This window comes from Psychrobacter sp. ANT206 (genome assembly GCF_056880555.1).
On sequence record NZ_CP096271.1, the window covers coordinates 1,946,109 to 1,971,904 of the forward strand.

The 25,796-nt window shown below is 42.6% G+C and carries 16 protein-coding genes; 1 reads left to right on the forward strand and 15 read right to left on the reverse strand.

From position 1 onward, the window contains the following. The 13 genes from cmk to M0221_RS08175 all read right to left on the reverse strand — a co-directional run bounded on the left by cmk (position 1) and on the right by M0221_RS08175 (position 16,640). Complete coding sequence (cmk, locus tag M0221_RS08115; protein ID WP_483283498.1) at positions 1-756, reverse strand: (d)CMP kinase; 756 nt, start codon at positions 754-756, stop codon at positions 1-3. A gap of 177 nt (positions 757-933) precedes the next feature. After that, positions 934-1,527, reverse strand: a complete 594-nt coding sequence (tadA, locus tag M0221_RS08120) for a tRNA adenosine(34) deaminase TadA (RefSeq protein ID WP_483283499.1) — start codon at positions 1,525-1,527, stop codon at positions 934-936. Beyond that, complete coding sequence (locus M0221_RS08125) at positions 1,528-2,265, reverse strand: uracil-DNA glycosylase (RefSeq protein ID WP_483283500.1); 738 nt, start codon at positions 2,263-2,265, stop codon at positions 1,528-1,530. A gap of 137 nt (positions 2,266-2,402) precedes the next feature. Then, on the reverse strand, positions 2,403-4,940 hold the full coding sequence (gene clpA / locus M0221_RS08130) for an ATP-dependent Clp protease ATP-binding subunit ClpA (RefSeq protein WP_020443775.1): 2,538 nt from the start codon (positions 4,938-4,940) through the stop codon (positions 2,403-2,405). Positions 4,941-5,472: 532 nt separating this feature from the next. Beyond that, positions 5,473-5,880 (reverse strand): ATP-dependent Clp protease adaptor ClpS, encoded by a 408-nt coding sequence (locus M0221_RS08135; RefSeq protein ID WP_263241989.1) that lies wholly within the window; start codon positions 5,878-5,880, stop codon positions 5,473-5,475. A 127-nt stretch (positions 5,881-6,007) separates the two neighbouring features. Next, positions 6,008-6,892, reverse strand: coding sequence for a hypothetical protein (locus M0221_RS08140; protein WP_263241988.1), 885 nt, complete (start codon positions 6,890-6,892; stop codon positions 6,008-6,010). Between the two features lie 103 nt (positions 6,893-6,995). Continuing rightward, positions 6,996-8,063: an N-acetyl-gamma-glutamyl-phosphate reductase gene (gene argC / locus M0221_RS08145; protein ID WP_483283501.1), complete on the reverse strand. Its 1,068-nt coding sequence runs from the start codon at positions 8,061-8,063 to the stop codon at positions 6,996-6,998. Between the two features lie 92 nt (positions 8,064-8,155). After that, on the reverse strand, positions 8,156-9,292 hold the full coding sequence (hemE, locus tag M0221_RS08150; RefSeq protein WP_011514006.1) for a uroporphyrinogen decarboxylase: 1,137 nt from the start codon (positions 9,290-9,292) through the stop codon (positions 8,156-8,158). Positions 9,293-9,419: 127 nt separating this feature from the next. Beyond that, positions 9,420-10,592, reverse strand: coding sequence for a glutamate 5-kinase (gene proB, locus M0221_RS08155; protein ID WP_181210112.1), 1,173 nt, complete (start codon positions 10,590-10,592; stop codon positions 9,420-9,422). Between the two features lie 71 nt (positions 10,593-10,663). After that, positions 10,664-11,881 (reverse strand): Obg family GTPase CgtA, encoded by a 1,218-nt coding sequence (gene cgtA / locus M0221_RS08160; RefSeq protein ID WP_011514008.1) that lies wholly within the window; start codon positions 11,879-11,881, stop codon positions 10,664-10,666. Positions 11,882-12,161: 280 nt separating this feature from the next. After that, positions 12,162-13,607 carry a glyceraldehyde-3-phosphate dehydrogenase gene (locus tag M0221_RS08165; protein ID WP_133104454.1) on the reverse strand — a complete coding sequence of 482 codons (1,446 nt, stop codon included), beginning with the start codon at positions 13,605-13,607 and terminating at the stop codon, positions 12,162-12,164. Between the two features lie 345 nt (positions 13,608-13,952). After that, positions 13,953-15,059, reverse strand: a complete 1,107-nt coding sequence (locus M0221_RS08170) for a lipocalin family protein (protein ID WP_333954143.1) — start codon at positions 15,057-15,059, stop codon at positions 13,953-13,955. Between the two features lie 498 nt (positions 15,060-15,557). After that, positions 15,558-16,640: an NUDIX domain-containing protein gene (locus M0221_RS08175; RefSeq protein WP_483283502.1), complete on the reverse strand. Its 1,083-nt coding sequence runs from the start codon at positions 16,638-16,640 to the stop codon at positions 15,558-15,560. 212 nt (positions 16,641-16,852) lie between these two features. On the opposite strand from M0221_RS08175, the gene hemP reads away from it, so the two are divergent. Then, positions 16,853-17,017 carry a hemin uptake protein HemP gene (hemP, locus tag M0221_RS08180; protein ID WP_020443783.1) on the forward strand — a complete coding sequence of 55 codons (165 nt, stop codon included), beginning with the start codon at positions 16,853-16,855 and terminating at the stop codon, positions 17,015-17,017. Positions 17,018-17,186: 169 nt separating this feature from the next. Here hemP and M0221_RS08185 read toward each other — a convergent pair whose 3' ends face one another. Then, positions 17,187-22,181, reverse strand: coding sequence for a translocation/assembly module TamB domain-containing protein (locus tag M0221_RS08185; protein WP_483283503.1), 4,995 nt, complete (start codon positions 22,179-22,181; stop codon positions 17,187-17,189). A 77-nt stretch (positions 22,182-22,258) separates the two neighbouring features. Continuing rightward, the gene (locus M0221_RS08190) at positions 22,259-25,624 is read right to left on the reverse strand and encodes an autotransporter assembly complex protein TamA (RefSeq protein WP_483283504.1); all 3,366 of its coding nucleotides are present in this window, start codon (positions 25,622-25,624) and stop codon (positions 22,259-22,261) included. Positions 25,625-25,796 lie beyond the last annotated feature (172 nt).

A 25,796-nucleotide genomic window follows, 5' to 3' on the forward strand; every position in this document is an offset into this window, starting at 1 on the left:
TTAGCTATTGAAGCAAATACCTTTATCCTGACAATATTGTTTTACTTGCTCATAAACCGCATCAGCATCTAAATTGGAGCTGTCTAATAGTAGCGCATCTGCTGCAGGCTTTGATGGTGCCGTTGTACGGTTTTCATCACGATCATCACGGGCTTTAATCGTCGCTAGAATCGCTTCAAAATCTGCTATTTGACCAGCATTTAATAGCTGTGTTACACGGCGCTCGGCACGCGCTTCAGCACTGGCAGTCAAAAATACCTTGACGTCAGCGTCTGGAAACACGACTGTACCCATATCACGACCATCCGCAACCAATCCTGAACGAGTTGCCATATCTTGTTGCAGCGTTAGCAATGCTCGACGAACTTTTGGAAATACTGCTATCTGTGATGCGTAACCGCCAACCGTTTCATTACGAACTTGCTCACCTATTGCATCACCATTCACGATAATATCGACACGTCCTGATGCATTGTTGGGTACAAAGGCAATCTCTAAGCTTTGAGTTAACGCTAATACAGCCATCTCATCAATGGTTTGGCTTGCATCAGCAGTAATCAATCCAGCTTCAAACGCCTTAAGTCCAACGATACGATATAACGCACCTGAATCAAGTAGCTGATACCCTAAAGCTTGTGCTAAGCGCCATGTAACTGTGCCTTTACCTGCACCACTTGGCCCATCAATACAAATAACAGGATAACGCAATGAGGGCTTCTCACTGTTAGTAATCGCATTAGGGTTGGCAACAGTCATAATACTCACTTAAAGTCGGTACTTTCTATAACCACATAAATAATCATAAAAGTATAAATAAGGCATTTTTCACTTACTTATCAAAGCATTATAAGAAAATCACTCTATTAATAAGTAAATAGGGCGATATTATAGCAAACAAAGCCACCTATCACTAGCAGCAAGAATCATATCTTGTTAATCGCTTATCTTGCGATTGGCTTTTGCCACTTTTCTACGCTGCCGAAAAAAATCTTTGAGCATCTGGCTGCTGTGCTCACGGCACAAGCCTGCATCGACTTGCATACGATGATTATAAAAAGGCTGTTCAGCCAAGTTCATTTGACTACCAAGCATCCCTGCTCTTGGCTCATGTGCTGCATATACCAATCTATCTACACGTGCATGAATCATCGCACCCATGCACATAGTACAGGGTTCTAAAGTCACATATAAGGTCGTCTTTAGGGGCAAACGATAATTCTTTAAGCGTGTACAAGCATCTCTTAACGCTACGATTTCAGCATGAGCCGTCGCATCACAGCGTCCAATCGGCTCATTAAACCCCTGACCAATAATCTGCTGGTTATGTACCAAGACAGCTCCTACTGGCACCTCTTCTTTCTCAGTGCCTTGCTTGGCAAGTTTTAGCGCCTCTGTCATCCACTTGATATCCTCAACTGACCAAAATAGAGCTGTTTTAATCTGCTCACCTATCAGCAGATTACCATTAGTAAATGGACTATGTATTAGCTGGTAAGGCAATAAATTAGTGTTTAGAAAATTTTTCATTTACTGTGGTAATTGCCAGTCGATAGGCGTTTGACCATATTGCACCAGATAATCATTGGTTTTTGAAAACGGCTTAGAACCAAAAAAACCACCACGGTTAGCAGCAAGTGGTGATGGGTGTACTGCCGTCAAAATCAGATGTTTATCAGTATTGATATACTTGCCTTTTTTCTGAGCTTTACTGCCCCATAAAATAAAAACAGTATGTTCAGTCTGCTCATTAATAACATCAATAACCGCATCAGTGAACTTCTCCCAGCCTTGATTTTGATGACTGTTTGGTTCGCCTTCTCTTACTGTCAAAGAGCTATTTAACAATAATACGCCTTGCTGTGCCCAATACGTTAAATCACCATGTGCTGAAGGTTTGATGCCAATATCGTCCGCCATCTCTTTCAATAAATTGTTAAGTGACGGTGGCTTTGGGATAACTTTAGGGACAGAAAAGGACAGCCCCATTGCCTGTCCAGGACGATGATAAGGATCTTGCCCTAAGATAACAACTTTCACCTGTGATAAAGGTGTCAAATTAAACGCATTAAATATCAGCTGTGCTGGGGGATAAATACCATCTTCTGACTGATAGGCTTCTTTTAAAAAAGCTCGCAAGCTATCCATATTGTCAGAAGTTAATTCTTCTGACAACGCCTGCTTCCAATCTTCTGGCAAGCGTACATTGTCGAGAATCACTTGCTTTTGCGCGACTGTTTTTGTGGGTTGTACGTCAAATAATTCCATGATGAATCCTTTTTTATTTGTTATCAGGATGCGTTAAGGTTGATATTAACAAAATATTAGGGTTGCGTTGTCATATATATTAGCAATAAAAAAACGGTTACCGCAGTAACCGTTTTTATCATAGTGCGAAAAATAACCTAACTGGCTAATGATTCGGAGTCTGGACGTGGCTCATGAGTCTCAACAACAGTCAATATAATACGGCTATCCGCTGACCCTTTATCTGACGACTTGTCAAGCTTCACAGTATCACCATCTGATGCCTCTGGCTCCAAGGTTAAATGTACAACCCCACCATTCACTAAATCACCAAATAGAATCATATTTGCCAGAGGCTTTTTGATTTCGTCTTGAATCAGGCGCTGCATTGGACGTGCGCCCATTAAGCGATCATAGCCTTTAGCTGCCAGATAATCACGTACCTCATCATCAATCTCTAAAGTAACTTGCTTATCGTCAAGTTGTACCTGTAACTCAACCAAGAATTTATCAACCACGGATACAACGACTGAGGTATCAAGCGGATTAAACTGGATAATAGCATCAAGACGGTTACGGAATTCCGGAGTAAACACACGCTTGAGTGATTCTGTATTGTCACGGCTATGATCTTGCTGGGTAAAGCCCATAGAAGATCGACTGATACTCTCAGCACCGACGTTGGTCGTCATGATAACAATGACCTGCTTAAAGATAGCAACCCGACCATTATTATCCGTCAATGTACCGTGATCCATCACTTGTAATAACAAGTTGAAGACATCCGGATGCGCTTTTTCGATCTCATCAAACAATAACACACAATGCGGATGCTGATTGATTTTCTCAGTCAATAGACCACCTTGATCATAACCCACATAACCTGGAGGCGCACCAATCAAACGTGAGGCAGTATGTGCTTCCATATACTCTGACATATCAAAGCGCACCAGCTCAACACCCAACAGATTTGCTAATTGACGAGAAACTTCCGTTTTACCAACCCCTGTCGGACCAGCAAACATGAATGAGCCGATAGGCTTATCTGGTGCTTTCAGACCAGCACGAGACAGCTTAATCGCATCTGCTAGAGTCGCAATCGCTTCATCTTGCCCAAATACCAGATGCTTAAGATCACGATCTAGATGCTGAAGAATACTCTTATCATCACTAGATACTGACTTGGGCGGAATACGTGCAAGCTTGGCAACAATCGCTTCGATATCTGCTACATCAATTTTTATCGGAGCGCGCTTCCCTTTTGCTTTCTTATCAACAGACGATTTTGCACGATCATTGGCTTTCGCAACATCTGCCTCATCCTGCATTTCGTTATCACTATAAGTATCACTGTCGAGACCGTCAATATCAGCCTCAATCTGTGCATCAAACTCTTGCTCTATATCAGCAATGAAACTTTCTTCCGCTTCTATATCGTCTGCATCAGCCACGACCCCTAAACGCTTATAAGCGCCAGCCTCATCAATAACATCAATGGCCTTATCTGGCAAAAAACGCTCATGGATATGTTTCGCTGACAATTGAACGGCAGTAACCAGTGCTTCATCAGTATAGACAACATTATGGAACTCTTCGTACCGCGGTTTAAGACCACGCAAAATATCAATCGTATCATCAACACTTGGCTCTTTCACGTCGATCTTTTGGAAGCGACGCGATAAGGCATGGTCTTTTTCAAACACTTGACGGTATTCAGTAAAAGTGGTTGAACCGATACAACGCAGTTCACCATTGGCAAGTGCTGGCTTAATCAGGTTAGACACATCCATATTACTGCTCATTGATGAGCCAGCGCCAATAATCATATGAATCTCATCAATAAACAAGATAGCATTGGGTTTTTTCTTCAATGCATCTAATAGCGATTTCATACGTTTTTCAAAATCGCCGCGATATTTAGTGCCTGCGATCAATGAGCCAATATCAAGACTATAAATTACGCAACCATTGAGTGGTTTCGGGGCTTTATCATTGATAATCAACCACGCCAACCCTTCAGCAATAGAGGTTTTACCAACACCCGGTTCACCGACCAATAGTGGATTATTTTTGCGGCGGCGACACAAAACTTGCGCGGCGCGTTCAATCTCAGGACCTCGCCCAATCAATGGATCTGTTTTACCTTCAGCAGCACGCTGATTTAAATTGGTCGCAAACTCAACCAATGGATCTTTACTGGTTTTTTCTGAGGCACTACTACGGCGCTCTCCCGTCATAGAAGCACGCGGCTCAGATGGCTCATCTTTATCTTGACCGTGTGATAGATACTGAGTCAGCTCAAGACGACTGATGCCCTGTTTTTTGAGCAAATAAACCGCATAAGTATCATGTTCTGAAAACATCGACACCAGAATATCCGACCCTTCAACCAAACGACCGCCACCAATAGACTGCACATGAAAAATTGCCCGTTGTAGAATACGATCGAAGCTTTGGGTCGGCTGCGGGGATTGCTCAGTATCAGGATCGACCGTTGGAGTATGCTTATTAATATAAGCCTCAAGCTCAGTACGTAGTGCTGAGACATTTGCATTACAGGCCGTCAATGTGTTGGCAGCGTGCGTATTTTCTAAGAGTGCCAGTAAAAGATGTTCAACAGTGAGATACTCATGCGATTTTTGGCGCGCAAGTGTCATTGCTAAACGCAAAGAAACTTCAAGATGACGACTTAACATAACGACTTCCTACGGTTATACCTATCTTTATAATTGATAGCTTTATGAATGAGTTAGTAAGTAAATCAGGGCGGTGGATGGATTGTTCAAGGGCAATATGAGTATTATTAAATGACGCTGTTAAATAATGGCTTCTATGGCTTGGCTATGATCCTCACTTTTCTTTATCTCAACATGATACTCAGATATAGTCAATCTATTAACACATACTAAAATGTATCGAAGTGTCCCTAGACCATTTTTCAATGATAATATTTATTCAACAATAATAAAGCGTATATACTAAAGCTACAGACAATTCAAGAATTTGAATAATGCAAAAAGAGAATAAATACAGGCAATAATGAGAAAAGCGGTTATATAAGAAAGTCTAAGCTAGTTTAAAAAAGAGAGGTGTAGAGCAAGTTTGTGCTTAAATAAACTTGCTCTAAAAACACTAGAAGAATATATTTTATTGAAAATATTAAAGATATATAGTTAAAATATAGTGAACTTGAGATAAACATACGTCATCAAAAATTAGAGTAAGGCTTTACTCGCCTTGATGCGGTTCGATTTGGGTCAATAATGGATAGCCTTCGCGATGTGCCAGACTGTTAACTTTTTTGGCCTTGGTCTCAGCAATGTCTTTAGGATAAATACCAGCAATACCTTTGCTGCTATTATGAATCGTCAACATAATCTCAACGGCCGAATCCATACTATGACGGAATTCAGACTGTAAAATATAGACGACAAATTCCATCGGCGTGTAATTGTCATTATACATCACCACAGCATACATAGGCGGCTTGGCTACTTCCGGCTCTGCTACCAATACATCAGCCTGCGGGGCTGTTTCACCTTCAGGCTCACCCACTTGCGCAAGACGCATGGGTATATGTGGAAAGTGCCAATCTGATGTGATTGGCGTCGCTTTTGCTATCGTTTGTTTTATCATAATTAGAATACAGATGAATCAGTAGGTTTAATGAATGGTTATCTTTAAGAGACTATAAAATCTTTAAAAATAAGGGGTAACACTAGATATCTGGCTAGCAGCTACGACAACTAATGCTCCATAAGACTTAAGGCTCAATAGGACTTTCATCGACGTCTGGCAAATCTAACAGTGATAATGGCATATTGTCAACTTTAGCACCAAGCTTCCAATCATACAGCTGCTCGACTTCTTGACCAGCGGCTTTCAGATTTAGCTTGATTTGCAATGGCTTGAAACCCGCTGGCATTGTAAAGCGACCACGTATACGCGTCACGCCTTCAATCGTGTAGCTGACGGGCTCTAATGGCACTTCTACAAAATCATCATCATCAAGCAAAGTCAGCGTTGGATTCAAACGTTTGGCTTTACCATCACTTGCGAGCATACCTATATCGAAACCATATTCAAAGGCATTTTCAGGTAAGGGCTCAATCTTTGCACCTAGTATCTGTAAAGGCATGCCGCCCTTCTCACTCACAATCTCAGCATAGAGGTCATTGAGCTGCGCTACCTGTCTATTTTCAACCATGATGGCTTGCTGATTTTCGCGTAACTCTTTTAAGTTTGCCAAACTTATTTCTAATTCTTGTTTAGAAGTAGCAACTTCATTGGTCGCTATTTTATGACTGACGCGCAAATCTTTTAGCTCTTGGAGCGACTCTTTGCTGGTAATGACTGCTTGCTGGGTTTCATTTTGCATTGAATAATAGCCACGTTGATAACCAAGTTTGTGACCAAATACTAATGCAACAACTGCTGTCACCAATATCGCAATCACAAATAACGCTAACACCAATGTGGAAGCGCCCTGCTGCGAGCGAGCAATGCTGTAATGCTTCATAACACTACGCTGAGTTTCAGTATTCAGAGATGAACAATGTAAGCTACGCTCCAATTTATACGAAACAGAGTCTTGGCACGATGGGCGTGCTGGCGGTGAGCAAAAGCGTAGTACACTCTTAAAACGCATTTAGGCAGTATCTCTTAACAGGAAAGGCAAGTTATTATAGCGGAATTTATAATCAATACCTAGTATCATAAATGAGGATAATTTAATCATAAGTAAACATCTGTTAAGGAACGATGGGCGCAAAATTTAAACCAAGAGACTCATCCAGTCCAAACATGACATTCATGTTTTGCACTGCTTGCCCAGCTGCCCCTTTGACTAAATTGTCTTGTACGACAATGACAGTTAATTCGGCACGCTCATTGTCTTGATGAACAGCAATACGCAATCGATTGCTGGCACGTACACTACGGGTATCGGGATACAGACCTTTTGGCATAACATCTATAAATTGTTCTGATGCATAGCTTTGCTCAAATACTTGTTGCCAATCCACCAAAGCACCTGCATCGGTCAGCTCCATATGAATAGAGCTCAACATACCGCGTATCATCGGTACCAGATGCGGCAAAAAACGAATACGATGGTTAAACTGACTGTCTAGTAATTGGGCAACACCTTGCTCAATCTCTGGCAAATGGCGATGACCTTCAACGCTATATGCTTTAAAATTGTCTGTGCTTTCTGCATAATTCAGTGCAAGACTGGCTTGGCGACCAGCGCCAGAAACACCAGATTTGGCATCGATAACAATGCGTGATTCAATAAACTGTTTAGATTGCTTATTTTGCGCGTCAATTATCGGCTTTAAACCTAAGATAGCCGTAGTTGGATAGCAACCAGGGTTACCAACCACCAATGCCTCAGCAATTTTGGCGCGATTGACTTCAGGCAAGCCGTAAACGGCAGCTTTTAATAACTCAGGACAAGCGTGTGATTGTTGATACCAGTGCTCAAACTCGCTCAATGACTGCAAACGAAAATCTGCCGCCAAATCAATGACTTTTACCCCAGATTGAGTCAAAGCCTCTGCTTGCTTCATTGCAACGCCATGCGGCGTGGCAAAAAATACCACATCACATTTTTGCAATGTCGCTAGCGTCTCGTCCCCTAGGTCACTAAACACAATATCTGAGATACCGCGTAAACTTGGGAATATCTCATCAGCGCGAGTGCCCGCTTCGCTACGCGAGGTTAACAAATCAATAGACACTTTAGGATGGGCAGATAATAGACGTATCAACTCAATACCCGTATAGCCTGTGCCACCAACAATCGCTGCTGAAATCATAAGATATCCTTTTCTGCTACTTTACTATTACTTAATAAATATGAGATATAGAATCTGCCCAATAACAAAGACTATATCTCAAATTGTACTTTTTAGATTTTATAATCATGTACCGCATCGATGAACACTTTGGCATTGTCAGGATTAACCCACTGGGTAATGCCATGACCTAGGTTTGCCACATAACCGGTCTTTTCACCATTGGCATAAGCACTATCGAGCATCGCATTGACTTCAGCACGGATAGTTGCTGGAGAGCCGTACAAAGTTGCTGGGTCTAAATTACCCTGAATGGCTTTGCTACTTTGTAGTTTTTTATGGTGCTTGGTTAACTGACGCTGACTTTCGGTCAAAACTTGACGGGCACGATCAATCGGCATTGTCCAGTCTAAACCCAATGCATCCGCCTCACTATCCGCTTGAATATCAAGCCATAGCCCACCGCCTTTAGTAAATAATACTACCGGTATTTCAGGATGACGTACCTTTAGCTCAGCTACAATACGCTTATTATAAGCATGTGAGAAATCAATGAATTGACGATGACCCAGCGCGCCGCCCCAACTATCAAATATCTGTAGTATCTGTGCGCCTGCCACGACTTGGGCATCGAGGTAATCAATCACTGACGTTGCTAACTTATCTAACAATTGATGTAAAAAATCAGGATTGCTATACAAAAAGCCTTTAGTATAGCGATAATCCTTTGAGCTACCACCTTCAATCATATAAGTGGCTAGTGTCCAAGGACTACCAGAAAAGCCAAATAACGGCACTTGCCCATTGAGCGCGGTACGAATACTGGTTACCGCACGCATTACGTAGTCAAGAGAGTCATTGACATCGAGCACAGGCAATCTATCCAAATCAGCTTGCTGGCGAATAGGATGTTTAAACTTAGGACCTTCACCCGCTTCGAAATAGAGACCCAATCCCATGGCATCAGGAATGGTCAATATATCACTGAACAAAATAGCCGCGTCTAAATCATAACGACGTAATGGCTGTAAGGTGACTTCTGTCGCACGCGCGGTATCTTTACACAGGCTCATAAAATCACCTGCTTCAGCACGGGTCGCTTTATACTCTGGTAAATAACGACCAGCTTGACGCATCATCCAGACAGGTGTGGTATCGATCGGCTCAAAACGAAGTGCTCGTAGCAATCTATCATTTTTCAAAGGCGCAAATTTTTGCTCAAGCGAATTATTATTGTCTGAAGCACTCATGTACAAATCTCCAAAACAGCACTATATGTCACCAAAGCGCATATAACACTGGATAAATTACGTTAAAGGAAAGAATAGCAAAGCGCTTATTATCAAGATATTTATAGCTCTATAGATATTAATCTTTTTACATCGTCAATGCTAAGTTATCACGGTGCACCATGACGACACGTTCTTCATTGTTACCAAGGATACGATCGAACTGCTCAGTACGCTCACGAGCAACGCGGCAGGCATCGCGAGAAGAGAAGTTGACTTGACCAACGGCGATACGCTCACCAGTATCCTGATGGACGATTTCGACCACATCGCCTTCATCGAAATCCCCACGCACTTCAGACACGCCAACTGGCAATAAGCTTTTTTGATGTTCGACCACCGCTTTTGCTGCACCTGCATCAACAATTAAAGAGCCTGACATACGCAGATGCGCGGCGAGCCACTGTTTGCGAGCAATAATTTTATCTTGATCATTGGTGGTCAATAAGGTACCAACTGCTTCGCCAGAAACCACACGAGTGATGACATCATCGATAGCGCCACTCACAATCACCGTCGGACAGCCACCCATAGCAGCAAGACGACCAGCACGAATTTTGGTTAACATACCACCACGACCCAACTTGCCGCCATCACCTGCAATATCAAATAAATAATCAGCCATCGCACGCTCTTGACGGATCATTCTGGCATTAGGGTTGTTGCGTGGATTGTCAGTAAAGACACCTTCTTGATCAGTTAAGATAATGTACAAGTCGGCATTGACCATCGCCGCTGCCATCGCCCCTAGAGTATCGTTGTCACCAAACTTAATCTCATCAATAGTAATGGTATCATTTTCATTAATGACCGGCAGCACACGCCATTCTAGTAGCTGCGTAAGCGCACCAGTAGTATTAAGATAACGACTACGGTTAGACAAATCATCATGCGTCAGCAATAACTGTGAGCTTTGAATACCGTGCTGAATCAATGCTGACCACCAGGTTTCAATCAAACCCATCTGTCCGACAGATGCACAGGCTTGTAATGCCGCCAGTTTTTTAGGACGCTCCTCAAGATTCATACGCACCACCCCTTCAGCGACAGCACCTGAAGATACGAGCAGTACCTCTACGCCTTGCTTATGGAGTTGCGCGATCTGCTTTGCCCATTCGTAAATGGCAGTTCGATCAAGCCCTCGACCATTATTGGTTAATAACGATGAGCCAATCTTGACAATAACGCGCTGAATATCAAAGTTACGAGCTTGCTCAACAAACCTTGCTTCTTCTATCGTGTTCTCTATGCCAACTGCCATATAAACTCCTGTTGCTATGGTAAATTAATCATGGGGATACATCTAAAAAATATGTGCAAAGACCAATCAGATTAAGGGGCGTAAACCACTTCGACGCCATCATCATCGTCATCGCTATCATCAAAATCGTCATCCGACAAATCCGTACCTTCACGCGCCGCTTTACGAGCAGCACGATACGCTTCACGCTGGGCTTCAGTGTTTAGACGAACTTCTGCCTCTAAACGCTCAAATCGTGCTTTTTGTGCATCAGCAAAGATAGGATCTTCGATTTCACGTTCGCGTTCACGCTCAATCTCATTCATCAAGTGGTACTTGATAGCATCAACACCCTCACCTGTTAAGGTGGCGGTACGGAAAACAATACCTGTCCAGCCAAGCTCTGCCACAATATGGGTACAAAGCTCATTTAACTCTTCTTCAGGCACCTGATCGATTTTGTTTAATACCAAAATCTGTGGCAAATTGGCCAATTCAGGTGAAAAACGCTCAAGCTCATTTAAGATAACGCGAGCGTTTTCGACCGGGTCGCTGCCATCGATAGGCTTGATATCAACCAAGTGTAACAGACGACGCGTACGAGCGACATGCTTTAAAAAGCGAATACCAAGTCCAGCACCTTCTGAGGCACCTTCAATCAAACCTGGAATATCGGCCATAACAAAAGAGCGATGACGACCAATATCAACCACACCCAGATTAGGAACCAGCGTGGTAAATGGATAGTCAGCTACTTTTGGTCTAGCAGCAGAGACTTGGCGGATAAAGGTCGATTTTCCTGCGTTAGGTAAACCAATTAAGCCAACATCAGCCACTACTTTTAGCTCAAACTTAAGAACTTTTAGCTCACCTTCAAAACCTGACGTCGCTTTACGCGGCGCTTGGTTGGTAGAGCTTTTGAAATGGGTATTACCCAAACCACCATCGCCACCTTTGGCAATCAGTAAAGTCTGACCAATTTCAATCAAATCACCCAATACTTCATCTGTCTCGGTATCAACGACCGTCGTACCAATAGGCACTGGTAAGAAAAGGTCATCAGAGCCTTTGCCTGAACAGTTTCTACTATGACCGTTCTCAGCACGCATAGCGTCGTGGCGACGGGTATAACGATAGTCAACTAAGGTGTTGGTATTATCCTCTGCAATAACATAAACATCGCCGCCCTTGCCACCATCACCACCATCAGGACCACCGCGCGGGACATATTTTTCTCGGCGAAAACTGGCGATTCCGTTACCACCGTCACCTGCTTTTACCGTTACGACGGCTTCATCAATAAATCGCATCTTACTTTCCTTTATTTACACTCTAGTTTATAAGCTTAATGACAGTCATAGACTGCTTCTTTTGCCTATAGTTATCTTTTAAAAAAATGGCAAACTTTCGTCAATATTGCTCTACATCATTGCTTTATTCATGACAATAACACCCGATGACCAATCGGACTATCGGGTGCTGTAGATATTACCGCTAAAACCATATCCGTTTGTTTATATAACTAATGACCATCGCTCTACTCTTTGAATCAAAAAATTATGACCGAGTCATTGCTGCTATACAAACGTATTAAGCTGGAATCTGCGCATAACTGATACCTGCCATTTGCGTTGCCAAACGTAATACTTGCGTGCTATAACCAACTTCGTTGTCATACCAAATATAAACGATAGCATGATTATCCGTCAAAATAGTCGCTTGGGCATCAACGATACCTACATGTGTATCACCGACAAAATCCGTTGATACCGCTTCTGTAGAATCCGTGTAAGCAATTTGTGTTTGCCACTGGCTACTATTTGAAATTTTGCGCATAAACTCATTTAACGCATCAGCACTAGCTGGCGCAGTTTTAAGATTTAAATTCAAAATCGCTAAGCTAACGTTTGGTGTCGGTACACGGATGGCATTGCCCGTCAATTTACCACTCAGCTCTGGTAGCGCTTTCCCGACTGCCTTTGCTGCACCAGTACTGGTGATAACCATGTTCAATACCGCACTACGACCACGGCGATCTGCTTTATGATAATTATCAATTAAGTTCTGATCGTTAGTGAACGAGTGAATGGTTTCAACGTGACCATTTTCAATACCGTATTCGTCATTTAATACTTTTAATGTTGGGGTAATTGCGTTGGTCGTACAGCTCGCCGCACTAACGATAGTGTCATCGCCGACCGTATCGTTATTTACGCCATATACGACGTTTTTAATCTCGCCGCCAGCAGGTGCCGTTAATAGCACTTTTTTCACACCAGTCGATTGTAAATGCTTACCAAGACCAGCCTCATCTTTCCAGATACCCGTATTATCAATGACCAGTGCATCGTTAATACCATAAGCCGTATAATCAATCTCGCTTGGGTCTTTGGCATAGATAACTTGCACAAAGCGACCATTAATGATCAAACCATTGTTTTCATCATCAACAATCACGCCGCCTGCAAAACTACCGTGAATCGAATCGCGCTCTAGCAATGACGCACGCTTAGCCAAGTCGCCTGCTGCTGCGGGACGTACTACGATGGCTTTTAGCTGCATGCCCTTGGCACTTGACGCTTGCGATAACAATAAACGAGTTAGGATACGACCAATACGACCAAAACCATATAGCACCACATCCGCTGCGCCATTGATAGCCGCTTTAGTATTATCAACAGACTGTAATGCCGATTGAATATCACTGTCATTAGCGATTAGCTGACCAACATCAATACGTACAGCTGACAGATTTTTATTCTCTGCTAACACTTTAACCATCGCTAAAGTATCAGCGATATCAATCGCATGAGCACCTTGATCACGCAAAGCAACTTTTTGATGCAGCGCCAATATTTGACCCACAGAATTGCTATCTAGCGTATCACCGAATAAAGTCACTTGCACATCTTGCTCATTGTAGAGCTTGTTCAATAGCCCCATGAGCTCAATCGCTTGTTGCTCCTGGGTGTTATAGTTGCTCAAATGGTCTTGATGTAATTGGCGTAAGGTATCAGCGTTACTCACGAGAAACATCCTTATGGTCAGTATTGGGGAATCAGTAAAATAGGAAGAAATATTATTGAATAAGGTATATACAGTCTATGTACTCACTCAGATATGCTAACAGACGACTGCTGTCATCGATTATTATCATAGGAGTCTGTAGATAAGCTAGATTTTAGCTTAAAACGCCTTATTTTGCTAGTGATAACAAATTTGTATGAGTCACAAGCTATTTGATGACTACCGATTTAGCATAATAAAACGGGTTATTACGATAAAGGCAGCATATTATGCTGCCTTATTATCAATCCACTTAAACAATGATAAATACAAGAGCCATGATAAATAAAGGCAATATAAACCATTATCAGACTTTTATGGAATCAAATCCACCGTCTGCTTACTCTGCGACGTTAATTTAAATTCTTTCAAATCATAACCCTGTTGCTGGGCAATTTGACGGTATTTGGCATAAGTTTCTTGGCTTACGTTTGGCGAACGAGCCAGCAGCCATAAATACTTTTTATCAGGTGTACCAACCAGAGCAGTTTTATAATCGGGATCACGTGCCAATACCCAATAGTCAGCTCGCCCTACCGGCAACCAACGAATCCACGATGGCAAAAAGGTAACTTTTAGTTTGCTTCCTGTCGCATCAGCAGGTTTTGCTAAGCCTTCAGCAATAATGTTCGAGCCATCTTCAGCCTTACACTGATTGATAACTTTGATACCTGAACCATCAGTTTTTTCAACATAGTTAGCCGTCACATCGCTGGCACAGTTGCGCTGAAAATACATCGGCAAACGACCGATCTCATACCAAGCACCAGCATATTTATTGAGATCAACGCTATCTACCGTAGTCGGTGTACTAGCAGATTTATGAATAATACTGCTAGGTTTAACCGTGAGCACCTCTGCCGTTACATTGGTCATGTGCTTGCTAGCAACCGCTTGAGTCATAGACGGTGTCGCTGCATAAGCAGAAAATGCTGCTAACGGTATGATAATAGCTAAGGCTATTCCAGTATGCTTAATAAGACCATTCATAAATATACGCTCTGGTATCTCTGCAACGCTTGCTGCGTTTTTAGGAGATATGATGTGAGGTGGCTCGACTATGGATTGCTCAAATTCTTTGAAGATACTTGTCTTAATACAATCAACTTCAGCTGTACTGGCGTTAAAGGTGCTGTTATCAATTAAATTAGAGTTAAGTACACTTACATGAGTTTTTTTGACACATTTATAATCAAAAAAGCTGGTTTGTTGTGACATATCTTGTGCCAGAGTTTCTAAATATTCTTTACTAAAACCTACATTATTATAGCTGGCGTCATTACTGGCACAGTCAATATTACCTGCTGGTGTTGCCTGATCTTTATTCATCTTATACTTAGGTAGCTGGTCAGTATGCGGTGATTGAGAACCAGCTGCCTCAGAATCAGACCATACTGACTTCGGTAACTTATTGGTTTTCATAGGGATACCATTTTATTAACAGTGATTATTAAGAGCGATCTATCTACTTATAGGCATTTATTCATACCATTGTTATTTATCAGAGCAGCACAAAATGATTTTCACCCACTGGCCCTACAACAAAAAATGAATGGAAATTAAATTGGCTATTACTTTTAACATCATAGTCATTAAAAGTCTTAACAATTAATAAGTCTATAAAAGCTTGATTTAGCGCCCTTCGATAATTAATGATTCATAGTAATGGCAAATCCCTAATCAAAACAGTGTGGCAATGTAGGAAAACGCAACGGTTTGTAAGTAATTCTGTTTATAAGATATGCGAAGTTACATTTTTATTAACCGATAAAGAATATTCAAATCAATTACTTATCTAGTGCTATTTTTCCTCTGAGAATTTTTTTATTTGACCTATCATAGTCTGGTTTTAGCGGTGTTCAAATGGCAGCTTAATGCCCAAAATTGTTATAAAAATGCGGTTAACCATAGTACCAAAAACTATTTTAAAAACTGGCGAATTCCAGCAACAGCAACGCCTCCATGTAGCACGGCTTGTTTATACATCATAGGCGATAGTCCACCTAAGCCGATAACTGGCATATCCGCTAAATTTGCTAAATTTGACCACGCCTCCCATCCTAATGCCGGTGTATCAGGATGGGTTTGGGTACACTCAACAGGTGCCAAGAAAATACCGATAACGGGTGGCAACTGCTGCTGTAATCGAATAGACGCCAGTTGATTGGCAGCATTAATACTATCTACATCATGGCAACTAACGATTAATGGCAAGCTTGTAGACAAGGCAGAGTACGACATGGGCTCCTTAGCTACTCCGCTTGACCATTGCATAAGCTGTGTCTGTGTTAAATGACTTGCTATTATTTGATTATTTGCTTCTACATTGTCTGCTTTGTCCATATCTAAGTGGTCAGGAGTAATCGCTTGAATATCAGTACGTAGTTGTAATAGCTGCTTGATACTGTTTTCTGTCCCTGCTGCTTTTGTCCGCATATAAACCCAAGCACCAGCCGTTATATGCTCATGATGATACTGTAACCATGCTGCTATAGGATTAGAGGCAGCATCAAAATGCGATAATGGATAAGTAACTGTGATCTGCATAGGCAACTGTAACCACGCAAGGATTGTCTTATTGGCAGCAGGCAAGTCATAATGTCCTGCTAGCAGCTCGGCCTTCTCTACCCATGTTAGCTTTTGTCCTTCTAGTCCATAGCTGAGATTTTTATATTGCGCATATTGTTGTGCAGTCACTTCAATACGGTAAACTTGTAAGCAGACCTGCTTATCACCATAGTCATGATGCAATCGACCCAGTTTAACTGCCGTATTATTAGCAATATTGATACCTGTCTCTTCAGCAACTTCTCGTATCAGCCCTTGTTTTGCTGTTTCATGAGCGTCTATCTTTCCGCCTACAAACTCATAACGGTTGCCTTGGTGCTGAGAAGCCGCTCTAAATCCTAGTAGATATTGATCCTTATAATGAATAACGGCAACCGCTACATTGACTGTCGTTATTGAAGTGTTTTTTATAAAGTTACTTTGTTTGACTGTCATCCTATTTTCCTTTAATGCTACTGAGATTGATGGCTAAAATTGTTTGAATAAAAAAACGGTTGGATAAGTTTACATAATCACTGTTATTTATTTTATAAATTTGCTTGCAAAATCATTCAATCTAAATGATAATTATTATCGTTAATAAATTATATTCTATTAGTATTTATTGTTTTGAATATTTGCTACTTTGCTATCAAAAGGAATTTACCATGAGTCTTGTTATCTCTCGTCATTTGAACTTCCGTGAAAACCGTCTGCCTACTTTGCAATCACAGCACTTGTTTGCTTTGACTAAGGAGGTACGTATTGAACATGAAGGCGAAGAATATCGACTTCGCTTAACACGTAATAATCGATTAATTTTAACCAAATAAATTCTCTTAATGCTCATAAAAAAACGCCTTTTTATAAAGGCGTTTTTTATTTGATCAAATAGTAATGATAGATTACTTTATAAGCCGTCACTTCCGGTCAACTAATCTGCCCAGCTGCCCATCTATTAAAGTCACAGCAAATATGAGGGTAGATATCTAAGTACAATCTTTAGAACTGCCAACTATAAACCACATCCACGGCATTTTCTGCTGCTGACGTTGCCTCTACATAGATACGGCGGGTCAACTGGTAACGTATCGACAAGCTGTTCTGCGCATTAAAAACGCCCACACCATAGCGGATATATAAGTCAGGGGTCACATAACCGGTGACATTGACATTGGTATCTTCACTGCTGCCTGAAGCATCAACCGTTAAGCTTTGGAAGCCAAACGCTTGACCGATTTGATTGGTCAAATTACGTGTGCCGCTCAGCCCAAAGCTGAGTCCAGCGGCCGCTAAGTTATTGGTGACTTGAGATTTAAAGCCTTGCTCACTGATTTGAGTAGCACTTTGATTATTAATACGACCCGTGACCAAGGCATTCATCGCTTGCTGCTGCGTAAGCCCGGCATTATTGAAAACGATGATATTAGGGCTTTCAGTATTACCTTTGACACGGACACCGACTGTTTTACCACTGATATTTTTGACAGCTTCAATACTTAAACTCGGTTTCATCACATCGCCGTTAAAGCGCACTTGACCATAGTTAAGCTCTAGGTTTTGACCAAAAGCATTAATATTGGTACGACGTGAGACCTGTACCACCCCTTTTGCACGCATGATGCCTGTACCGCTTTGCGTGACATGAATGGCACCTGCTAGAGGAATCACGGCACCAAAACCACGGAAGTTGATGTCATTACCCAAATCGATACCGATATCAGCATTGATTGACCAAGGTTTTGAGATAGCTAAAACCTCATCAATATTGCCGATAAGACGACGATCAAGTACGACAGCGTCTTCGGTCTGAGTAATGATATCTTCACTAGCCTCTGGCGGACGAATGGTCGCTGATGGCACACTGACTGCCCCAGTGATATTGACATAGCGATCGGAAGGACGCACGATAATATCGATATCAGGATCAACACTCGCCACCAATAATGGCGGCTGGGTCAATATCAAACCTTTACCATCTATACTCAGCTTAGCCTGTAGCTTTTGCTGCCAATTGACAGTGCCAGCAACCGTCCCTTTCCCTGTACCACTATTGAACCTACCATCTATCGTTGCTTGAGTACCACGGATTTTGGCAGTGGCATTCACTTTGGTCAAATTGACCGGCAAATCAAGCATCGCCATGCGACCATTCGCTAACTTCACATCGCCATAAAACTGTGGCTTATCCAGTGTGCCGCCCAAGCCGCCTGCCATAGTGATGTTACCTTCGAGCACGCGCATACCAGGGAAGAAAGGTTTAAAAATAGCCAAATTAAGCTCATTGAGCACCAACGCACCTGATATAGGTTTGGGCGTCTTATATGGATCAACGATCACTTCTGCATAACCACGAGCACCATCACCCGTATTGATATCTGAGCGTATTTTTAGACCATTTGGTACAGACACCGCAATGAGCGAGATGCGCTTGTAAGGTAAGGTGACAGGCAAGCTATCACCATCTTGAATCAAGCCAATTTTACCGTTGTCAGAATACAGCGTGGTATTAATCGTTGGTGGACGACCACGTTGCCAGCCAACAATCGCTTTGCCGTTAATCTTGCCATGCCAATCGATATCTTTCGGTAAAAATGCTGAAAATAGTGAGGTGTCTATTTTTTGTATCGCCAAATCAACTTGACCACTGGCAGCTGAAGCAATGAGGTTTTCACGTAAACACAATTTACCTGTTTGATCAGTCGCCTGCCAACAATGTGCCGCCAGCTGTACTTTTAGCTCTGTGCTATTTTTACCTTGCTTCTTAGGCAAATTAACAATCAGCTGCGCTGGCTGCAATTGGTTTAAGGTTGCATATTTGGACTTAACTTGACCCTTGCCAATAACACCTGACCAGCTGAGCTTATCTCGATTAAAGCCACCCTTAAGCCTTGCTGAGATACTGAGCTTCTCATTAAGCAGATCAAAATCAACTATGTGAGCTTGTTCAGTACCATTAAAGGTTGCATTAAAGTTTTTAAAATTTTGCCCCGCCGCTTCTAAGCCTTCGGCAGTGATAATAAACTGACTTGGACTGTTTGCCAAATTAACCAGTTTACCGCGTATGCGACCTTGACGTAATATAAAGCCTGGTAGCGTAATACGCTCACCAACCAAATCAACATAAATCGTCGGCAATGCTTGTCCTGCTGGCTGTGACAAGGTAGCACCGCCAGAGACTTTACCACCAAGCTTGTCTGAGAGCTGATCAAGGCTTGTGATATTGATTTTGGCTTGTAGCTGTTTGGCATTACCATTAGCGGTGATGTAATTATTACCCCAACGCAGTACTAAATTATTGGCATTTAAGCTTTCGATTAAAGCGTTCACTTGCTTATATTGTGCCTGCGCATCTTGCTTCTGCAAACGTTGAAAATAGCTTGCCAAGTCTTTTGGTAGATGTAGTGTGGCTGTCAAGCTGCCTTTGGCGCTAAGTGGTTGACCCTTTAGCATCCCATTCAAATTCACTTGCTTGATATTAATCGTCTGTTGGGTATCACCCCAACGTCCACTGGTATCAATAGTGCCGGTAATCGTACTCGGTATGTCCTTGAAGAAATAACCCAAATTAAAGCGATCCATGACCGCATCAATATCCCAAGCAAGACCTTGGCGCACATCAACGGTGCCTTTAGCATCAATACTGCCTGCTGCGCCCACGTGTCGAAAACGCTTGATGCGAATGAGCTGTGCATTACCACTGGCATCAATAGTCAGTTTACCTGCTGGCAATTGCTCAGCGTCTAAGACACCATCAAAGTTTACGACGAAGTTTTTCAGTACGCCTTTTGCCTTAGCATTATTCTTTGGCGGACTTTGCCACTCGCCAGTGGTTTTTAAATCACCAGTAATAATGGCGGCATTATTGGGCAAGAAATAACCCAAATTAAACTTATCAAAGCGCCCATCTAGCGTCCAGCCGATATTCTTTCTTAGGTCGATGACACCCTTGGCTTTGACCGCACCTGCTTCGCCATTATAATTTAACTTGCGAACACTGATCAGATTTGGCGTACCAGCGGCATCGATTGATAAGCGACCTTTTGGTACATCAGCCGTGTCAATTTGACCATCAAAACGCGCATCAAAGACCGATAGCTTACCACCGATAATATCAACACTGGCATCGCCGCCGCCAGTAATGCCGATAGCACGACCTTTTTGTGTGGCATCCAACTGCGCCTGCAAAGCGGTATTATTGAAACTAATAATATGCCGCTGACCTTTGACACGGTTTTTAGTGATATTCAGCAATCGTCCGCGGGCACTGATACGTCCAGTTAGGCGCTCAAGCGGTATATCACTGCGGTATTGCTTGGGCAATAAGCCATTAGTACGTGCATCAATCTGCCAAGTAAGCGGACGTTTTTTAGTGGCTAATTGAATCTGACCTGTGCCTGACAAATCGCCCACCACCCCTTTATAGTTTAGGCGGTTGATATCAATGATATTGCCAGCCTTACGAAGCCTGACATCGTAGTTACCTTTAGGCGCTGCATTCAGCTCATTAATAATGGCTTTGCCATCGACAGAAAGATTTGAGCCGCGAACAATCACCTTTGCTTGCCCACTAGGGCTATTGATGTTGCCGATATTAGGGATATTTTTACGCACAAGGTTCTGCCATTTTGCATCAATATACAAAGGGGCAACTTGTTTAGATTTGGCTGAGGTTTTTCCACGGACAATATTGGCATTGACTTGCTCGCCGTCACGCTGACGTAATGCAGCATCCATTTCCATATTACCAGCAGTATTTTTCTGCTGATAATGAACGGATAATCGACCGTTTAACTTTTGCGGAGCATATACTTTAAAGTCCGCATATTGTTTAGGAATGACGCGACGTACATCAAAATTACTGCCGCTCGCTCTTATCTTTGCATCAAAACTACTGTTCCAATCCAAGATACCTTGCAATATCAAGTTGCCAGCGGCCACATCTGCATCTAGGCGATCAACACGTAGCTGACGATTGGCAAGAATGGCGCGTCCTTGGTAATGTCCTGAAGGAATGTCTTTAGCGGTCAATTCAGTGTTTATACGTAGGCGTATCTCTGAGATCACGCCTGATGCGGTCGCGATGCCACTCTTTAAGTGAATGTTTTGACTGTCCGCATAAGGAACCAGAATGTCATCCCATTCAAGTTTTGCTTGAAACGGTGCATCAGGATCCAATCCCTGCACTACAAAGTCGCCACTAACCGCACTATCATTGTAGCGGCTACTAACCTTGCCAACGGTGCGCTTTAACGTGCCTGTTGCGGTGATATTCAAGGGATCAATATAGGCTTTTTCTAAAGCACTGACCTCTACAATGGCACTCAAATCTAAAGGATAGTCGCCTTGCAAATCGGCATGACCCTCTAAAGCACTGACTTTAACAATATCGCCATATTGCAAACTACCGCGACCCACCGTCACCATACTGCCAACCCACGTCAAATCGCGGGCTTCAATATCATGCACAACAATGGGGTCACGAGTTACTTGCTTATAAATGATGGTTTTTACTTTTGCATAATCAAAACGTAGATTAACCGGTAAGCTTAAGGTTCTATAATCGAATGCCTCACCTGTTGGCGGTTTTTTATTGATAATTTCAATGGTTTGTATATCCGCATCACGCAAATGTACTTCTTTGGCAAAGACGGCGCGCCAGCCTATTTTAACGTAAGCTTTATCTACCAATATCTCAAGATCTTCATTGGCAACAATATCGATATCAGTGAGCCATAGACCTTCGCGCAGATTGCCGCTACCGTATTTGAATTCAATACCAGTTTCTGCACTGATTTTCTCTAAGATAAACTTAGTGCCTGACTCAGTACCCGCCGCATATAAGAAGATGGCAAACATAATCGCTAGCACGATAAGAATCAGTACCAGCAATTTGAGCACAAAAGACAACGGATACCAACGTCTTACGGCGCGGGCATCTCGTTGTGCTGGATCTTCATCTAATGGCTTATTAGGCAGGGTATTTTTGGTCGACATGACACTCAACTACGTTAAAGAACGATTACCAGCAATCGCTAGAATAATAAAAAGACAACGGTTTTGTTTATATACTTTTATAAAGGAGAGCCAATAAACAGATGCAACCTAACTGGAATGCTCTCTTCTGTCACGCCAGCTGCAACATCGACGCGCACCACGCCAACAGGTGACGCCCAGCGGATACCAACGCCGACACCAACTTTGGTATCTGTCTCAAAATCTTTGTCATAAGCATTACCAATGTCAGTAAAAACAGCACCGCGAAAGCCGGGTTTAAACTCATAGTTATATTCTGCAATACCAACCGCGAGGATTTGTCCACCAGTCAGATAGCCTTTATCTAGTGGCGATAAGCTTTCATAGTCATAACCACGGATACTTTGGTCACCACCAGCAAAGAAGCGCAGCTTATAAGGCACCTCATCAAAGTCATCTGCCCAAATATAACCAGTATTGATACTGCCAAGCACTTGATGCTTGTCATCAGCACCAAAGCTATAAATACCGCTGACGCCAGCGCGAGCAATTGCTAGATTGGTATCGCTAAGCGCTTTATCAGCACCCGCTTCAATCGAATAGTATTGGCGGATACCGCTAGTGGGATTGGTGACACTATCTACATCTGTCTTACTGATGCCATAACCAAGTAATAATGCTTGCTGTCTAGGCTCTGAAGACGTAAAGCGAATAGGAAGATCGTTTAACTGCGCTTCATCATCAATACCCGTTTCTAACTCATCTAAACGGTAGCGCAGAGAGTAGCTGCGATTCCAACCCGTTTCACGGCGGATATTACGCGCTAGCGACCCTTTTAGGGTTTTGGTAGACAAATCAAAATTGCCTTCACCTTGATTAATCGCCTCTTCTTCATAAGTTAAACTTGCTTCAAGCTTGTCATTCAAAGGGTGCTTCCAAGGCCTGCTAGCATAGACACCGACATTTTTAGTGATTCTCGAAACTTCTGTCTCAAGTCCTGCCTGATAGCCTTTACGATTGAGCAGATTATAATCTATTTTCGCGGTTGCGCGGACACCAGTATCGGTACCATAACCAATACCCACCTGAGCATCACGCGGTTTATTCGCTGCCACAAACACGTATAGGGGTACTTTCTTACTCTCTAACACTTCTTGAGGTGTTTTACGCCCTGCCAATGTTGGTGGTACGAAGTTCTCATCCGCCAATATACTTTTCTCATCCGGGAATATCTTTTGTGCAATGTCACTGATAGCATCACTGATTTTACCTAAAATACTGTTTGAATCTTGGTCTTTTTCATCCAATACCCGATCATTTGGCAGACGGCTTAAGCGTTCTGCTTTTTGCTTAATGGCCTGCAGCTTCTCAAGCGTCTCTTCATCGGCTTCAAATTCGATAGCAGCAATGTCAGCCGCATTTACTTTCTCTCCGCTATTGGCATAAAGCTCGCCGTCATTACTAACACCTTCTATTTGGCGCGCATTAACATCAGAAGCATTGTTTACTTCGTCATCCATTGTTTCAATAAAATTGTCTACATTTGGTGAGTTATCAAAGGCCAAAGTAGCACTTTGTGTGCGCTCATCTGGCGGCAAAATCGACTCAACGTTGATGGTATTAAAATAACGGGTCGCCGATAAATCGTTACTAAATTTGGTGACAGCGGGACGATAAAAAGGATCGCCTTCTTTAAAGTCGAATAACTGCCTTAACAGTGACAATTCAACGGGCAGTTTTGCAGGATCACGGGTCAGTGTCCCTGATTCTCTATCATAAGTAAAAAATACCACTTCATCAAACTCATAGCGATCGCCAGTATTGTAAACCAGTGAAACATCTGCTGTGTTATCAGGCAAGATAATATCGACGGATTTATTTAACCAATATTGATCAAAGTAACCGTAAGTATTACTGAGCGACTCAAGGGCAGATTTACTGTCTTTATAGACGCGGTGGTTAAAGATATCGCCTTCTTTTGGTGGCAGATCTTTTTCAAGCTCAACAAATTCTTTTTGCTCACTGCCTGCACCGCGAATGTCGACAATCCGGCTATCGACACGTACGGGCTCACCCAGCTTTTCAATGACGACGTCGATCGTGTCTGTATAAGGCTGGCTTAGACGCAAAGTCACATCATAGTAACCAACTGCTTTTGCGGCATCTAATGCGGTTTGGCGTAAACGCGGTAATGCCGCTGTAAAGTCAACGACAGACTGCACAGTGGTATCATCAAGCGCCGCCTTGATATTCTTAATAGGCTGCACATCGTCATCAGCTTTGACTAGTATCGGCTTGGTATTGACAGCATTGCTATTGTTAGCTGCGACTTGTTGTAAGTAAATCGTAGTATCTACATGTGGTAGCGCCAGTGAGCCTGAATTAAACAATCGATTATAGAGACGCTTGACAATATTGCCTTTGTTGCGCGCCATTGGACTCGGCGTTTTGGCTTGCTCGATACTTTCGCTAACGGCTTCGGTATCGTTTTGATAATCTGGCAAATAGTCATCAGGATTGATCGAGTTTTCTGTATTCTTTGATTGATTGACGTTGGCTAAAATATCGTTATCCATCACCTCACTGGCATTACCAGTGCTGACAGCATCGCTAACCGTAATAGGACGCGCCATGATCTCTGCAGTCTCAGCTCGCTCAGCAATGCGTTCATTGATGCCTAATGTATCTAAATTACTGGGTGTCGGCAGATTGGTTGCGTCTAATTCCACATCCAACCCAATCGGCGGCGTACGATCGTCTAAAGTGGCGACAGGTGCATCAAAACCACTATTATTACTAGTGCCGATCCTATCGATATCTTGCGCGTTTTGTCTGTCCATCGCCGCAAGCTCACGATCAATCTCTTCAGGCGTCATCATCTGATAGCCCTGCTGCTGTATCGCTGCTGCTTGCTGCTCTAGATCTTGATTTGTATCAAAATTTTGCGCATCATCGAAATCATTATTAAAGCTATTGGCATTTTCTGGAATAACATTACTGTTAGTCTTGCCAGCTGAATTTTTCGCGTTTGGATTCTTAATACCTAGCGTTTGCTCACTATAGTCATCCAATACAGATTGCTCGATAATACCTTGCTCAACCGCTTTTTTTAGGCGCAGCGCATCTAACGCCATATCCAGCTGACGGTCATCATCAGAAATCGCCGCTTTGGGGATTTTTGGTGATGCTGCTGTAGCAGTTTTTGCTGTTATCTGGCTGCTTATAGCGCTATTATTTGAATCAGTAGTAGCGGCAAAAGCTGCAGGGGCAAGACTACAGCCAAAACCGACCAAGCTGGTGGTCAATGCACTAAAAAGCGCTGTGCGGGTAAAATAAAGACGCGGAGTATCGTTAGCACTAATAGCAATGCTAGATTTTATTGAGCTATTTTGGCAACCTAAGAGGTCAGGCAACTTAACAGGTACGTTATGCACTGGCGTTGAAGGCTGATGTTTCATATTCATTCCTATTCCCTCACGCAGCGCAAGGTTGCTGACGCTGACGACTACTAAGTCTTGGCGGTAAATACAGTGATAACAACAATTATAATGAGCTAAAACAATTTTTTAACTTACGACTTTACTTTTTGTCTGACGATTTAGCCTACGATTGAAGCATTAATATGTAATTAGTATA